Origin of the sequence: Streptomyces sp. NPDC012794, assembly GCF_042901085.1 — a bacterium.
Classification (GTDB): Bacteria; Actinomycetota; Actinomycetes; order Streptomycetales; family Streptomycetaceae; genus Streptomyces.
Window position 1 is genome coordinate 397,633 of sequence record NZ_JBIBCI010000001.1, and the last position, 14,372, is coordinate 412,004.

Below are 14,372 nucleotides of genomic sequence, written 5' to 3' on the forward strand. Positions count from 1 at the left end.
CGCGACCCTGCCGTGCGCCCGTACTCCTGGCCCGTGCCGGGCCGGGAGCCGGAGACCCCATGCCGACAGGTTGCCCCTGACCGGCACCGGGGCCCGCCGGCCGCATAACGCCGATGCCGAGATCCATGCCATGACGGCGCCGGGCTTCGGGCCCGGCAGGCCGGCGGTGGCCGAAAGGCGCGGCCGGTCGGCTCCCGTCTGCTGGACCACGCCCGCGTACTCGTGGAGGAGCGAGGCGCGCGTGTCCTCCGCGCCGACGGAACGTCCGTGCGCCGCGTTCCTTGACCGTCTTGACCAGGCCGGTGGCGGTGGCGAGCCGCCGGATCCGGTAGGGGCCCCCGGCCCCACAGCTCCCCTGTCCCCGGTGTGCGCCGACCGGGGTCCGACTCCCGCGTGAGCGTCAACTCGCCTCGCGGGACGGCTGGTTGTCGCCCTTGTCAGACCATCGGGCCGCCGTTAGGTTGTGCGGTTCCTGATGTCTTCCAGGGGGGCTCCCATGGGTGTACGGGGCCGGCACCGCCGGTACCAGCCGAGCAGCATCAACCGGGCCTCGCTCGCCGTCACCGCCGGCGGCGCCGGCATCGCGCTCCCCCTCATGGGAGCCGTGGACGCTCAGGCCGCCTCCGGGGACACCTGGAACAAGGTCGCCGCCTGCGAGTCCACCAACAACTGGAAGACGAACACGGGGAACGGCTACTACGGCGGTCTCCAGTTCAGCCAGAGCACCTGGCGCGAATTCGGCGGTACCGCATTCGCCCCCCGGGCCGACCTGGCCACCAAGGACCAGCAGATCGCGGTCGCCGAGAAGGTGCTCAAGGGGCAGGGGCCCAAGGCGTGGCCCGCCTGCGGGCCCAAGGCCGGACTCAGCCGCAGCGCGGCCGCCCCGCAGACCGGCGCCGTTCCCGCCAAACCCTCCGCGCGGGCGAAGCCGCCGCAGGGACAGGCGCCCAAGGACCGGATCCAGCCGACCAAGGCCACCACCGGGGCCCCCGTCAGCACGCCCAGCCCGACCGGGACCTCCGTCCTGCCGAACCCGTACGTCGTCGCCCCCGGGGACTCCCTCTCGACGATCGCCTCCGAGCAGCACGTGGAGGGCGGCTGGCAGGCCCTGTACGAGACGAACCGGTCGACCGTCGGCGGCAACCCGAACCTGATCTTCCCGGGTCAGCGGCTCACCCTCCGGATCACCACCGCCCCGCCCGCCCAGAACCCGGAGAAGCCGCCGCGCACCGCCGAGCCGGTCAAGCCCGTGGAACCGGCCGCGCCCAAGCCGGAGCAGGCCAAGCCGGAACAGGCCAAGCCCGAGCAGCAGAAGCCCGAACAGGCCAAGCCGGCCGAGAAGCCGAAGCCCGTCGAGACGCCCAAGCCCAGGCCCGAGCCGGCCGCCAAGCCCGCCGGCAAGCCCGTCTCAGCGGAGCAGAAGCCCGCCTCGGGCAGCGGCGCCTTCACCTCGCCCGTCGACTCCGGCATCGGCACCGCCTACCGCGTCGCGGGATCCTCCTGGTCCAGCGGATACCACACGGGCATCGACTTCCCGGTGCCCACCGGCACCAGCGTCAAGGCGGTCGGACCCGGCACGGTCCAGTCGGCCGGCTGGGCCGGGGCGTACGGCTACCAGGTCGTCATCAAGCACACCGACGGCCGCTACTCCCAGTACGCCCACCTGTCCGCGCTGGGCGTCAAGGCCGGCCAGCAGGTGTCCGGAGGCCAGCGGATCGGCCGCTCCGGCTCGACCGGCAACTCCAGCGGGCCGCACCTGCACTTCGAGATGCGCACCGGACCCGGCTACGGATCCGACATCGACCCGCTGAAGTACCTCCGGGGCAAGGGCGTCGGAATCTGACCCGCGCACGTGCGGCGGCACGGCCGTGAGCAGCACCAGGCCGGCCGCCGCCGCGGCGCCGCACACCAGCGCCGCCACCGCCCCGGCGGTCCCGTACCGGAACCCCTCGTCGAACAGCGAGACCCCGACCGCGGCGGCGACCACCGGGTTGACGACGGTCACCGTGGCCAGCGGGGCGGTCAGCCCCGCCCCCCGGTAGGCGGCCTGGGACAGCAGCAGCCCGCCCGCCGCCAGCGCGGCGATCGCCGCGAGGTCCGGCCACAGCGAGCCCGGGGCCCCGGGGGAGAAGCCCTCGGCCACCGACTTCGTGAACACGGAGCCCATCCCGAAGGCCGTGCCGTCCGCCGCGGCCAGCAGCACGCTGCGCAGCACCGCCCGCCGCATCCGCCCCGACGCAAGGACCAGCGCCGCCGCCGCGGCCGCCGTCACCGTCAGCAGCAGGCTCCGCTCACCGCCCGAGAGGGCCTGGTCCCCGCGGCCGTCCCCGCCCGTCAGGGCGAGCAGCCCGGCCAGGCCCGCCGTCGCCGGCAGCGCCCCGCGCCAGCCCGCCGCGCCCGCCCGGCGCCGTACGAAGACGGCCGCCATCGGAAGCGCGAACACGATGGTCAGCGCGCCGAGCGGCTGGACCAGGCTCAGCGGCCCGTACGCCAGCGCCACCACGTGCAGCAGTGCGCCCAGGCCGTTCAGCGCGACCGCCGCCCACCAGCCCGCACGGCGCAGCGGGGCGGAGGGGCGGTCCGGCGAACTCGCCGCGACGTGTTCCTGGACGATCGCGCCCGCCGCGTAGGCGACGGCGGAGACCAGGCAGAGCAGAACCGACAGGGCCAGGGCACTCATGAGATCCACCATGCCCGAACGGGAGACGCTCTTCATCCGCCCGGAGGAGTCTTGATCACGGGCCGAGTCATCCTCCTGACATACACCAGCGGGAGTACGCGCAAGCCGCCCGAGGGGGACGAAGACACTTGAGCCCTTCCATACCGTGACAGCGCGCTCGCGGTCGGTGAAGCCGGCGGGCACGGGTTTGGTTCCGGGCGTGTCGGATCCGTACAGTTGCGGTTTTGAGGACTTCCGCAGCAGGCGGACGCGGACGAGCGAGCAAGGAACGGCAGCGGCCATGACGGTGACCGAAGACAACCACGCATACGGGCCGGGCATCGACCCCGAGCGCCTCGCCGTCTGCCTCAGCGTGCTCGACGAGCTCGACAAGATCGACGTCGACCACCCCGACGCCATCACCGTACGCCGTGCCACCGCCGGTATCTACCGGACGGTCAAGCAGCGCCGCCGCCAGGAGCGCCGCGCGGCCAAGACCGCCAACGACAGGGCCGTCACCGAGGCGACCGCGACCGGCTCCGCCGAGCGCATCGACGACGAGACGGAGGGCATCCTGCCCTCCTCCGTGACCGAGGCCGGCCGGATCGCCGGGATACTCCAGCGCCCCCGCTCCTGCTACGTCTGCAAGACGCGGTACGTCGAGGTCGACTACTTCTACCACCAGCTCTGCCCGGCCTGCGCCGCCGAGAACCGCACCAAGCGGGAGGCCCGCGCCGACCTCACGGGCAAGCGCGCGCTGCTCACCGGCGGCCGGGCCAAGATCGGCATGTACATCGCGCTGCGCCTGCTGCGCGACGGCGCGCACACCACGATCACCACCCGCTTCCCCAAGGACGCCATCCGCCGCTTCAAGGCGATGGAGGACTCGGCGGACTGGCTGCACCGCCTCGAGGTCGTCGGCATCGACCTGCGCGACCCGGGCCAGTCCGTGGCGCTCGCCGAGCAGGTGGCCGAGGCCGGCCCGCTCGACATCCTGATCAACAACGCGACGCAGACGGTGCGCCGCCTGCCCACCGCGTACGCCGCGCTGGTCGAAGGGGAGAGCGCCCCGCTCCCCGCCGGCGAGCTCCCCGCCCACCACGTCATCGGTGCCTTCAACTCCGGCGCGGTCGACGGCCTGGCGGCGCTGCCCGTCGGCGTGAGCGGGCTGGAGGCGCAGAAGGTCGCCGACCTCGCCCTGGTCGCGGGCAACGCCAGCCTGGAGCGGCACCTCGCCGGAACAGCCATCGACGCGGGCGGCCTGCTGCCCGACGTCGTCGAGAGCAACACCTGGGTGCAGACCATCGACCAGATCTCCCCGGTGGAGCTGCTCGAGACCCAGCTGTGCAACTACACCTCGCCGTTCATCCTGATCAGCGCCCTGCGGCCGGCCATGGCCGAGGCCGCCCGGAAGGCGTCCAGCGGGCGTGCGTACGTCGTCAACGTCTCCGCGATGGAGGGCGTGTTCAGCCGCGGCTACAAGGGCGCCGGGCACCCGAACACCAATGCCGCCAAGGCCGCGATGAACATGGTGACGCGGACCAGCGGCCAGGAGATGTTCCAGACCGACCGCATCCTGATGACCTCGGTCGACACGGGCTGGATCACCGACGAGCGCCCGCACTTCGACAAGCTGCGCCTCGCCGAGGAGGGCTTCCACGCGCCCCTCGACCTGGTCGACGGCGCCGCGCGCGTCTACGACCCGATCGTCCGGGGCGAGGCCGGCGACGACCTGTACGGGGTCTTCCTGAAGGACTACGCCCCCGCCAACTGGTAGGCACCCGCCCGCCCGAACACCCCTGAGGGGCCGGCCCCGTCTCGACGAGACGGGGCCGGCCCCTCACTCGTACGGGCGAACCCCGTACCGGCTTCGACGGGCCCGGCGATGGCCGGTTCCCGCAGTGGTCACCGGCCCTCCCGGCGCCCCGGCGGCGCGTCTGAGCCGCCGTCCCGAGCGCGTGGCCGCCCCGGTGGGCGTGCGGGAGTTCCCCCGGCTCGCCGACACTGTCGACCGTGGGCAACTCCGACATAGCCGCACCGGCCCGCTCCGCCGTCCGCGCGCACGCGCCACCACCGCCGGCCAGACCGGCCCGGTGCGCGTGCCGACGTACGACTTCCGGGAACCGGGGCGAAAAACGATCGGTCCGGCGCGGATTTTACCGTTCCATCGAGCGGACCCCCGCTCATATGTGTACCCTAAGGCGCAAGGTGCCCCACCCGGGCGCCGCTCCACCACGGCGCCACCGCGTCCGGACGACCATCTGATTTCCCTCCTATCCGGCGCGCGGCCTCGCCCGCCGGGTTACGCGACACATAGGGAGTGCGCGGTGACTGAGACGAAGAAGCCCGAACCGACTCTGGAACGCACGGGACGGGGGCCGAGCACGAGCACGCGGTCCGACGAACTCGGCAGCCTCGAGGTCTGGGCCCGATCCGCACCCATCCGGCTGGCGGGCTACGAGGACGACCTGGCGGAGCCGCACATCCTGCCCGGCATCGACTGACGACACGGGCACCGGCCCCCGGGCCGGATCCCCGTACCCGCCCCCGCGCCCCACGGCGACGGGGGCGCGGCATGCCCGCGGTCCCCGCCCGCCGGTTCCCGGAGTTCCTACGCCGTCAGCGTCATCGCTGTCGGCGATCACGCCTTCTCCGGCCCCGCCCCATCCGGCAGGGTCGGACGCATGAGACTTCTGATGCTGGGCGGGACCGAATTCGTCGGGCGCGCGATCACCGAAGACGCCCTGGACCGTGGCTGGGACGTCACCGTCTTCCACCGGGGGCACCACGCGCCCCCGCCCGGAACCTCCGTGCTGCACGGCGACCGCACCGCCCCCGGCGGACCGGCCGCCCTCGCCGAGGGGGAGTGGGACCTCGTCGTGGACACCTGGAGCGGCGCCCCCACGGCCGTCCGCGACAGTGCCCGCCTGCTGGCGGACCGCGTCGGCCGGTACACGTACATCTCCAGCCGTTCGGTGCACGCCTACCCCGCCCCGGCCGGTCTCGCGGAGGACGGCCCGCTGGTCGAGGGCTCGCCCGACGCCGGCTCCACCGCGTACGCCGAGGACAAGCGGGGCGCCGAGCTCGCCGTCCTGGACGCCTTCGGCGACCGGGCGCTTCTCGTGCGCGCCGGGCTGATCCTCGGCCCGTACGAGAACGTCGGCCGGCTGGCCTGGTGGCTGAACCGCGTCGCCCGGGGCGGCCCCCTCCTCGCGCCGGGTCCCCGCGAACTGCCGCTCCAGTACATCGACGTGCGCGACCTCGCGCGCTGGACCCTGGACGCGTCCGAGGCCGGCCGCGGAGGGGCCCACAACCTGGTTTCCCCGGCCGGCCACGCCACCATGGGCAGCCTCCTGGACGCCTGCGCCGCCGCCACCGGCACCGCGCTCGACCCGCGCTGGACCGACGCGGCCGCGATCCTGGAGGCGGGGATCGAGCCCTGGACCGAACTGCCCATCTGGCTCCCGGAAGGCGAGCTGTACGACCACGTGTTCGGCGCCGACGTCACCAAGGCCCTGGAGGCGGGCCTCGTCTGCCGGCCGGTCGAGGAGACCGTCGCCGACACCTGGGCCTGGCTCCGGTCGATCGGCGGGGTCGCCCCGCAGCGCCCCGACCGTCCGGAGAAGGGGATCTCCGCGGAACGCGAGGCGGCGCTACTCGGGCTCTGAGGAGGCGACTTCCGCGAGACGCGTCGGCGGCATGTACTCGCGCACCAGCCGGCGGTGCCACCAGGCACCCGTCTCGCGCAGCTCCCGCCAGGTGGTGAACCGGTAGCGGTACAGCCTGGCCCGTACGAAGCGGGGTGGGGCGTCCGGGAAGGGGTTGTGGCGGATCAGCCGCAGCGTGTCCCGGTCGCCTGCCAGCAGCCGCTCCACGAACGGCCCGAACCAGTCCCGCGCGTAGCCGGGCGAGAGGGCCGCGAACCACATCAGCCAGTCGAGCCGCAGGTGGTACGGGGCGAACTGGCCCGGCATCCGGCCCGGTTCGCCCGGTTTGCCCTTGAAGCCGTACTCGCGCCAGTCGCCGTCCTCGTGCGGGACGCGGTCGGCGGTGCCCTCGACCACCACCTCGTCGCGGGTCCGGCCGACGGTGCCGAACGCCCCGTACGTGTTGACCAGGTGCAGGGAGTCGAATGAGCGGTTCATCACCTGGCGGCGCGAGACCAGATTGGCCACGGGATTGCGGCTCAGCACCAGCACCAGCACGGTCACGGCGCACACCAGGACCACGTACCAGACGGGCCCGCCCCGCGAGGCGGCGGCGGGCGGGGGACCGGCGAGCCCGGTGAAGTCCACCGCCGACAGGGCGAGCGTGATCGTCAGCCAGTTCAGCCAGGCGAAGTTGCCGGACAGTACCAGCCACAGCTGGGTGGCCACGATGATCGCGGCGGCGTACGAGGCCACCGGCTGGGGAGTGAACAGCAGGACCGGGAGCACCAGTTGGGTGAAGTGGTTCGCCGCGCACTCCACCCGGTGCAGCGGCTTCGGCAGGCGGTGGAAGAACCAGCTCAGCGGGCCCGGCATCGGCTGTGTCTCGTGGTGGTAGTAGAGGCAGGTCAGCCGGCGCCAGCAGGCGTCGCCGCGCATCTTGATCAGCCCCGCGCCGAATTCCACGCGGAACAGCACCCACCGCAGCAGCCACAGCACCAGCACCGGCGGCCCGACCCGCGCGTTGCCGAGGAAGACCGCGAGGAAGCCGGCCTCCAGCAGCAGGGACTCCCAGCCGAAGGAGTACCAGGTCTGGCCGACGTTGACGATCGACAGGTACAGCAGCCACAGCACCGCCCACATCCCCATGGCGGCGCCCAGCGGCACCAGATCCCCCGCCCCGGCGGCGAGGGCGGCGGCCAAGGCCGCCCCGCCCCAGGCGCAGCAGGCGAAGAGCCGGTCGGAATACCGCAGTTGGAACAGGCTCGGGGCGTGGCGGAAGGGCACGTACCGCACGTAGCGCGGGACGGGCAGCATGCCGTGCGCCCCGATCAGTGCCCGGAACTGCAGGGCGGCCCCGGCGAAGGCGAAGACGTAGACACCGGCCAGGGCCCGCTGGAAGACCAGCCGGCTCAGCCAGTAGCCGGGCGCGGTGAACCAGTCCATCCCCTCCAGTATCGGCCCCGGGCGCCCCGCTCGCGCGGCCGCGCCACGCGCCCGGGGCGGCCGGGGGCGGGCCGCCGGGGGCTTCGAACGCGTTCACCGGCCGTCCGCGGCGCCGCGCCGCCCGGGAGGAGCGGCCGGGCGCTCCGGTTGCGGTGCCCGGGGACATGCGGCAGACAAGAGGGAGCAACCGGGGCGAAAAGGGAGATCAGCGTGAACGACCTGAACGACGTGCCCGCACCGACATCCCGTCAGGCAGCGCGCCGTCAGGCACCGCGCCGTCACGTACCGGCCCGCACGGCCATCCTGGCCCTCCTCTCCCTGATCGCCGCCGGCTGCGGCGGCGCCGGGCCCGAACAGACCAAGGGGCCGGTCCCCGAAAGCCAGGCGCTCACCCTCCAGCCCGTCGGAGCCGCCGGACCGGACCCCTTCACCCCTTCCTCCGCCACCGCCGAGTCGGCCCCCGTCCAGCCCCCGCTGCCCAACCCGAGCGGCCGGGGCATCCGCACGGTCGGCGCCGCCACCCCCGGCCTCTACGGCGGAACCAGCCGGCTCGGCAGCTGCGACGTGGAACGCCAGGTCGCCTTCCTCACCTCCGACGACGCCAAGGCTCGCACCTTCGCCCAGGCCGCCGGCATCGAACAGGAGAAGCTCCCCGACTTCCTGCGCGCCCTCACCCCGGTCGTCCTGCGCGCCGACACCCGCGTCACCAACCACGGCTTCCGCGACGGCCGGGCCGACGGCTACCAGGCCGTGCTCCAGGCCGGCACGGCCGTCCTCGTCGACGACCACGGCATGCCCCGGGTCCGCTGCGCCTGCGGCAACCCCCTCGGACCGCCGCGCGCCCCCAAGGGCAGCCCCGTCCTCAAGGGCGACCAGTGGAACGGCTACCAGCCCACCCAGGTCATCGTCATCGAGCCGACCATCCAGACGATCAACCGGCTGGTCATCGTGAACATCGCCGACAACACCTGGATCGAACGGAAGGCCGGCGACGACGGGGCCCAGGACAAGCCCCCGAGGGTGCTTCCCCCCTACGACCCCGCCGGCGGCATCCCCAACGGCCCTCCGACCCCGCCCGAGGACCCGCCCGCCGACCCCTGCGCCCCCGCGGACCCCAACGGCCTCGCCCGCACGACTCCTCCGAACCCGCCGCCGGCCCCGCCCTCGGGCGCCCCCTCCGCGGTGCCCGCCGACCCGCCCGCCCCGAACGCCCCGGGCACGCCGCCCCCGAACGCCCCGTCGGCCTCCCCCTGCCCGCCCGGGGCCGGTACCGTGCCGCGCGCTCCCGCCTCCCCGCAGGACCTCCCGAGCGGCGGCCTGCCCCCGTCCGACGGCCCCGCCGCCACCCCGCCCGACGCCGGCGGCGACCTCCCCGGCTCCGGCGCACCCGACCCGGGGCTGTCCCTGACCCCGGACGACGGCCCGGGCACCGGCAACGACCCGGCCCTGCCCCCGGAGCCGGCCGATCCCGCCGATCCCGCCGCCCCCGACGGCCCGCCCGACGGGCAGCCGGAGACGGACCAGCCCGCCTACCTGGAGAGCGCCTGACGGGCCGCTGTGTCATGGTGGACCGGTGCCGAGCACCGTATCGCTGCCGGAGGACTGGCCCGCACACGCGGGCCGGTCCCTGTCCCTGAACCGGATGGGCAGTTTCGACTGGGACCTGGTCACCGGACTCATGCACATGGACGCGGCGGCCCTCGACGTCTTCGACACGACCCCGGACGAGTACGACGGACGGCCGGGATCGCTCTCCCCGCGCGTCCCGCCCGCCGAGGCCGCCCGTCTCGACGCCCTCGTCTCCAGCGCCCTCAAGAGCGGCGTCGACACGTACGGCGCGTACTTCCGCATCCGCCGCCGCGACGGGAACCTGCGCTGGACCCACACCCAGGGCCGGGTCATGCGCGGCGGCGACGGCCGCCCGTACCGGATCATCGGCATCGTCCGCGACGCGACCGAGGAACTGAGCCACTCCGCCGAACGCCTCGGGCTCGACGAGGAGCGCCGGCGCCAGACCTCCGTCGTCGAGAGCACCACCGCCGCCCTCGCCCACGCCCGGACCGTGCGCGACGTCATCGACGTCATCGGCGACGCCCACGGCCTGGAGCGGCTCGGCTCCATGGGCATGGTCATGGGCCTGGTCGAGGCCGGCCGGATCCACCTGGTGGCCGAGGGCCCCGCCGACAGCTTCGTGCCCGGCACCCGCTACACCCGCGTGGACGAGCAGTACCCGATGAGCGAGGTCGTCCGCTCCCTCCAGCCCCGCTTCCTCGACTCCGCCGAGGAGTTCGCCAAGGGCTACCCCGACCTCTGGTCGAAGATCTCCGACATGAACATATCGGCCGCCGCCTACCTGCCCCTGATCGCGCAGGCCCGGCCGATCGGCGCCATCGGGCTGCTCTACCAGGACAAGGACGGCTTCAGCCAGGACGAGCGGAACCTCCTCGTCGCCCTGGGCAGCAGCATCGCGCAGAGCCTCCAGCGCGCCATGCTGCTGGAACAGGAGCACGACCTGGCCGAGGGCCTCCAGCAGGCCATGCTGCCCCGCCGGATCCCGTCCGTTCCCGGCGCGGAGATCGCCGTGCGCTACCGGTCCGCCCGGATGGGCCAGGACATCGGCGGCGACTGGTACGACGTCATCCCGCTGCCCGGAGGCCGGGTCGGCGCCGTCATCGGCGACGTCCAGGGACACGACACCCACGCCGCGGCCGTGATGGGCCAGCTGCGCATCGTGCTGCGTGCCTACGCCGCCGAGGGCCACTCTCCGGGCACCGTGATGGCCCGGGCCTCGGTCTTCCTGCACGAACTGGACACCGACCGCTTCGCGACCTGCACCTACGTGGAGGCCGACCTCTCCACCGGAGTGCTCCAGCTGGTGCGCGCCGGCCACCTCGACCCGCTCCTGCGCACCAGCGAGGGGGAGTGCCGCCGACTGCCGGTGGAGGGCGGGATGCCGCTCGGCCTCTCGGCGGAGTTCGGCCGGCTGGAGTACCCGGTGACGACCGTGGAACTCGGCCCCGGGGAAACGCTCCTGCTGTGCACCGACGGACTGGTGGAACAGCCCGGCGCCGACCTGGACGACGGCGTCACCCTGCTGACCTCCCTGGTCCGGAGCGGTCCTGCCGACCTCCAGCGGCTCGCCGACCGGCTGTGCGAGGTGGTCGACGACCGGGGCGGCGACGACGACATGGCCCTGCTCCTGCTGCGCCGCCACAGCGAGGACCCCCGGCCCGGCGGCGGCCGGCTCCAGCAGCACGTGGCTCCCGGGGACCCCGAGGCGCTCGTCGCCGCCCGGCACATGATCGGCGCGGCGGTGCGCTCGTGGGGCGCGCGGGACCGGGCCGACGAGATCGAACTGGTCGCCGACGAGCTGATCGTGAACGCCCTGATGCACACGGACGGCCCCGCGATCGTGACCCTGCGCGTACTGGCCGGCCCGCAGCGGCGGCTGCGGGTGGAGGTGGAGGACCGCTCCAGCGCCCTCCCGCGCCGCCGTGAGGCGGGGGAGGCCGGGGTGTCGGGGCGGGGCCTGATGCTGGTGGACCGGCTGGCGGACGTCTGGGGCGTGGAGCCCCGGGGCAGCGGCAAGTGCGTGTGGTGCGAGTTCGTGATGGGGTAGGTCCCCGTGGCTCCGGTCGCGGGGCGGCGGGCGGGGCGGGAGGCTGGGAGGGTGCCCGAACTGCCGGAGGTCGAGGCCCTGAGGGAGTTCCTCGACGAACACCTCGCCGGGCGGGTGGTCGAACGCGTCCTCCCGCTCGCGGTCAGCGTGCTCAAGACGTACGACCCTCCCCCGACCGCCCTCGAAGGACAGCCCGCCGGCCCCGTGGCCCGGTACGGCAAGTTCCTCGGCCTGCGGATCGGCGAGCTGCACCTCGTCACCCACCTGGCCCGGGCCGGCTGGCTGCACTGGCGGGAGACCCTGCCCGACCGGCCGCCCCGCCCCGGCAAGGGTCCGCTCGCGCTGCGCCTGGCCCTGGAGGGCGGCGGCGGCTTCGACCTCACCGAGGCGGGCACCCAGAAACGCCTGGCCGTCTACGTCGTGCGCGACCCCCAGGAGGTTCCGGGCATCGCCCGGCTCGGCCCCGACCCGCTCGCCGAGGGCTTCGACCGCGAGGCCTTCGCGGCCCTGCTGGCCGGGGAGCGGCGGCAGATCAAGGGCGTGCTCCGCGACCAGAGCGTGATCGCCGGCATCGGCAACGCCTACAGCGACGAGATCCTGCACGCCGCCCGGGTCTCGCCCTTCAAGCTGGCGGCCTCCTTCGACGAGGAGCAGGTCACGCACCTCCACGGGGCCGTGCGGGACACCCTGCGGGCGGCCGTCGAGCGGGCGCACGGACTGGCCGCCGGGGAGCTGAAGGCGGAGAAGAAGAGCGGGCTGCGGGTCCACGGCAGGGACGGCGAGCCGTGCCCGGTGTGCGGGGACACCGTCCGCTCGGTGTCCTTCGCGGACTCCTCGCTCCAGTACTGCCCCACCTGCCAGACCGGGGGCAAGCCGCTCGCGGACCGCAGGCTCTCCCGTCTCCTCAAGTAGCCGGCGCGCTGCGTAGACTCCGGCACCATGGCCGAGCAGCAGCAGCCGCCGAGGCGGGAGATCGTGACCGGCGTTCCGCGCGGTGCACGCCGCCGCCCGCCCGCGCACACCCCCGCCCGCTCGGAGATCTCCGAGCAGACCAGCCTCGGCGCCACCTACGTACGGGCCCTGATGCGCAGCCAGCTGCGGGCCGGACTGGGGGCGCTGGCGGTGCTCGCCCTGGTGCTCGGGCTGCTGCCGCTGTGCTTCCTGCTGCCCCGGCCGGTCGCGGGCCCGCTGCTGTGGGTGGCCCTGGGGCTGGTGGCGTACCCGGTGATGTGGCTGATCGCCCGCTGGTACGTGGGCCGGGCCGAGCGCAACGAGGCCGACTTCACGGGGCTGGTGACGGACCCGGCCGAGTCCGCCTGAGCGGCCGCCGCCCCGGCGCGGACGGCCCTCTCGGTCGCGGGGGCCGTCCGGACGACAGGGCCTAGAACAGGTGCATGGCCAGGTGTCCCAGCGGCAGGCCGAGCTGCCAGGCCGGGGTCCAGACGCGGGCGTTCTCGTCCAGCGCCGAGGGGGTGTCGTGGCCGGGGCGGCCCGGGTCGAGGTTGGTGGCGAAGAGTTCCGTGCGGTCCAGCCAGCGCCATGCCGCCCGGGCCAGTTCGAGGTCCGGGTCCTCGCCGCGGCCGCGCTCGCGGGCCTCCTCGCCCAGGGCGAGGAACCGGGTGTGGACCCAGTCGCGCCAGGGGTGCCCGTACGCCGTCAGGGAGAGCCACTCGTCGAGCTGCGAGACCACCCGGATGCCGGAGAGCTCGCCGGCCGCGTCCGAGAGGTAGATCGTCAGCGCGAGCGTGTCGCGCCCGGCCCGGAACTCCAGCGTGCTCGCCGGGATCAGCCGGCCGGTGCGCAGCAGTTCGTCGGCGATGTACTCCGCGTAGAGCCACGCCATGGGCACAGCCAGTCCGCCGTCACTGGTGCCGTTCGTACCCTCGGGCTGCACCGTTCCACCCTCTCCCGCGTGTCGAGCCTGCCGCCGTCATCCCCGAGCCTTCACCGGACGGCTCGCGCGACGGGGGATGTTTACTCAACTTGCACGGACTGGTGCCCATATCGGTGTGCTTCATGTCCGGATCGTGCCCATCGAGGGCGTTCCCTGAGTATTTCTCCACGGGCCCTGCGGCGGGACCGCCGGTGCGGGGGACCGGTCAGGCCCCGAGCCCGTACCCCTGGAGCCCCTTGCGCAGGGCGCGCAGGGCGTAGTGCGTCCGCGACTTGACCGTCCCGGCGGGGATGCCGAGCTCCGCCGCCGCCTCGGCCACCGAGCGGTCCCGGAAGTAGACCTGCATCAGCACGGCCCGGTGCTCGGGTCCCAGGCTGCCCACCGCCCGCCGCACGTCGATCGCGGTGACCGAGCCGGCCACCGCGTCCTCGGGGGCGGGTGCCTGCTCCAGTCCGTCGGGGTCCACCTCCTGCGGCCGCGACAGCCGCGCCCGGCGGGCGTCGATGGCGAGCCGCCGGGCCACCGTGAACAGCCAGGGCCGCATGGAGTCGTGCCCGGTCGCCAACACCTCCGGGTGCTGCCAGACGCGTACCAGGGTCTCCTGGACGAGGTCCTCGGCGCGCTGGGCGTCCCCGGCGGTCAGGCCGAGCAGGAAGCCGAACAGGGCCCGCCCGTGGTCGCGCTGGAGTGCGGCGAGCGCCTCGGGTTCCGTGCGCTGAAGGGTGGGGGAGGGCGACACGAGTGCTCCTTCCGGGTCCGGGGTCCGCTGGGGTGCCGGGCTCGCGGGCGGCCGGGCCGTCCGCCGGGCCGTGGGCCCGGGCTGCGGGCCGCGGGCGGTGGACGGGCCGTGGCCCGGGCCGCGTGCCGGGCTGTGGCGTCCCACTCACCCTCACCTGCACGGAGCCGCCCGGGAACCGTCCGGCGGGGGCGTTGCGCCCAAGGCCCCGGGTCGTCCGGTGGGCGGCCGCGCCGGGCGACGAACGGTCGAACGGCGCGGCGAACGGCCATGGGCCGTCGGAGGGGGAAGAAGGCCGCGGACGGCGCCGCTCCTTGACTTGCGCCCCCTTCTCCTATGGATTTCGGTTGATCCGACAGTCCTATAAGAGG

General features: G+C 74.2%; 12 protein-coding genes and 1 pseudogene. 9 read left to right on the forward strand and 4 right to left on the reverse strand.

Going from position 1 to position 14,372, the window contains the following annotated elements:
* Positions 1–496: 496 nt before the first annotated feature.
* Together ACFY7H_RS01860 and ACFY7H_RS01865 are read left to right on the forward strand one after the other, a co-directional pair.
* Positions 497–1,843 (forward strand): transglycosylase family protein, encoded by a 1,347-nt coding sequence (locus tag ACFY7H_RS01860; protein WP_388931606.1) that lies wholly within the window; start codon positions 497–499, stop codon positions 1,841–1,843.
* 25 nt (positions 1,844–1,868) lie between these two features.
* On the forward strand, positions 1,869–2,042 hold the full coding sequence (locus ACFY7H_RS01865) for a hypothetical protein (protein ID WP_388932296.1): 174 nt from the start codon (positions 1,869–1,871) through the stop codon (positions 2,040–2,042).
* Here the strand turns inward: ACFY7H_RS01865 and ACFY7H_RS01870 are convergent.
* Positions 1,964–3,079: pseudogene (locus tag ACFY7H_RS01870) on the reverse strand (DMT family transporter); the annotation flags it as partial. The gene ACFY7H_RS01865 and the pseudogene ACFY7H_RS01870 sit on opposite strands and share 79 nt — an antisense overlap.
* Between ACFY7H_RS01870 and ACFY7H_RS01875 the strand changes: the two are divergent.
* From ACFY7H_RS01875 to ACFY7H_RS01885, 3 genes are all read left to right on the forward strand, one after another.
* On the forward strand, positions 2,961–4,436 hold the full coding sequence (locus ACFY7H_RS01875) for an SDR family NAD(P)-dependent oxidoreductase (RefSeq protein ID WP_388931608.1): 1,476 nt from the start codon (positions 2,961–2,963) through the stop codon (positions 4,434–4,436). The pseudogene ACFY7H_RS01870 and the gene ACFY7H_RS01875 sit on opposite strands and share 119 nt — an antisense overlap.
* A 550-nt stretch (positions 4,437–4,986) precedes the next feature.
* Entirely contained in the window at positions 4,987–5,163 is a 177-nt protein-coding gene (locus ACFY7H_RS01880) for a hypothetical protein (RefSeq protein ID WP_388931611.1), read from the forward strand.
* Positions 5,164–5,343: 180 nt separating this feature from the next.
* Complete coding sequence (locus tag ACFY7H_RS01885) at positions 5,344–6,327, forward strand: NAD-dependent epimerase/dehydratase family protein (RefSeq protein WP_388931613.1); 984 nt, start codon at positions 5,344–5,346, stop codon at positions 6,325–6,327.
* On the opposite strand, the gene ACFY7H_RS01890 is transcribed toward ACFY7H_RS01885, so the two are convergent.
* Positions 6,313–7,752, reverse strand: a complete 1,440-nt coding sequence (locus ACFY7H_RS01890) for a lipase maturation factor family protein (RefSeq protein ID WP_388931615.1) — start codon at positions 7,750–7,752, stop codon at positions 6,313–6,315. The genes ACFY7H_RS01885 and ACFY7H_RS01890 overlap by 15 nt on opposite strands.
* 210 nt (positions 7,753–7,962) lie before the next feature.
* Here ACFY7H_RS01890 and ACFY7H_RS01895 point away from each other — a divergent pair, with 210 nt between their 5' ends.
* Genes ACFY7H_RS01895 through ACFY7H_RS01910 form a run of 4 tightly spaced genes read left to right on the forward strand, consistent with a single transcriptional unit; the run spans position 7,963 to position 12,691 of the window.
* Positions 7,963–9,300, forward strand: coding sequence for a DUF6777 domain-containing protein (locus ACFY7H_RS01895; protein ID WP_388931618.1), 1,338 nt, complete (start codon positions 7,963–7,965; stop codon positions 9,298–9,300).
* Between the two features lie 7 nt (positions 9,301–9,307).
* Positions 9,308–11,371 (forward strand): SpoIIE family protein phosphatase, encoded by a 2,064-nt coding sequence (locus ACFY7H_RS01900; RefSeq protein ID WP_388932249.1) that lies wholly within the window; start codon positions 9,308–9,310, stop codon positions 11,369–11,371.
* A gap of 51 nt (positions 11,372–11,422) precedes the next feature.
* Positions 11,423–12,283 (forward strand): Fpg/Nei family DNA glycosylase, encoded by an 861-nt coding sequence (locus tag ACFY7H_RS01905; protein WP_388931620.1) that lies wholly within the window; start codon positions 11,423–11,425, stop codon positions 12,281–12,283.
* A gap of 27 nt (positions 12,284–12,310) precedes the next feature.
* The gene (locus ACFY7H_RS01910) at positions 12,311–12,691 is read left to right on the forward strand and encodes a hypothetical protein (protein ID WP_388931623.1); all 381 of its coding nucleotides are present in this window, start codon (positions 12,311–12,313) and stop codon (positions 12,689–12,691) included.
* A gap of 61 nt (positions 12,692–12,752) precedes the next feature.
* On the opposite strand, the gene ACFY7H_RS01915 is transcribed toward ACFY7H_RS01910, so the two are convergent.
* The gene (locus ACFY7H_RS01915) at positions 12,753–13,214 is read right to left on the reverse strand and encodes a hypothetical protein (RefSeq protein WP_388932251.1); all 462 of its coding nucleotides are present in this window, start codon (positions 13,212–13,214) and stop codon (positions 12,753–12,755) included.
* A 256-nt stretch (positions 13,215–13,470) separates the two neighbouring features.
* Entirely contained in the window at positions 13,471–14,004 is a 534-nt protein-coding gene (locus ACFY7H_RS01920; RefSeq protein ID WP_388931626.1) for a sigma-70 family RNA polymerase sigma factor, read from the reverse strand.
* Between the last annotated feature and the right edge of the window lie 368 nt (positions 14,005–14,372).

Bases quoted from the DNA above. Each gene is read 5' to 3' on its own strand.
- ACFY7H_RS01860 (WP_388931606.1), top strand. From the start codon at position 497: ATGGGTGTACGGGGCCGGCACCGCCGGTACCAGCCGAGCAGCATCAAC.
- ACFY7H_RS01875 (WP_388931608.1), top strand. From the start codon at position 2,961: ATGACGGTGACCGAAGACAACCACGCATACGGGCCGGGCATCGACCCC.
- ACFY7H_RS01885 (WP_388931613.1), top strand. From the start codon at position 5,344: ATGAGACTTCTGATGCTGGGCGGGACCGAATTCGTCGGGCGCGCGATC.
- ACFY7H_RS01890 (WP_388931615.1), bottom strand. From the start codon at position 7,752: ATGGACTGGTTCACCGCGCCCGGCTACTGGCTGAGCCGGCTGGTCTTC.
- ACFY7H_RS01910 (WP_388931623.1), top strand. From the start codon at position 12,311: ATGGCCGAGCAGCAGCAGCCGCCGAGGCGGGAGATCGTGACCGGCGTT.
- ACFY7H_RS01915 (WP_388932251.1), bottom strand. From the start codon at position 13,214: ATGGCGTGGCTCTACGCGGAGTACATCGCCGACGAACTGCTGCGCACC.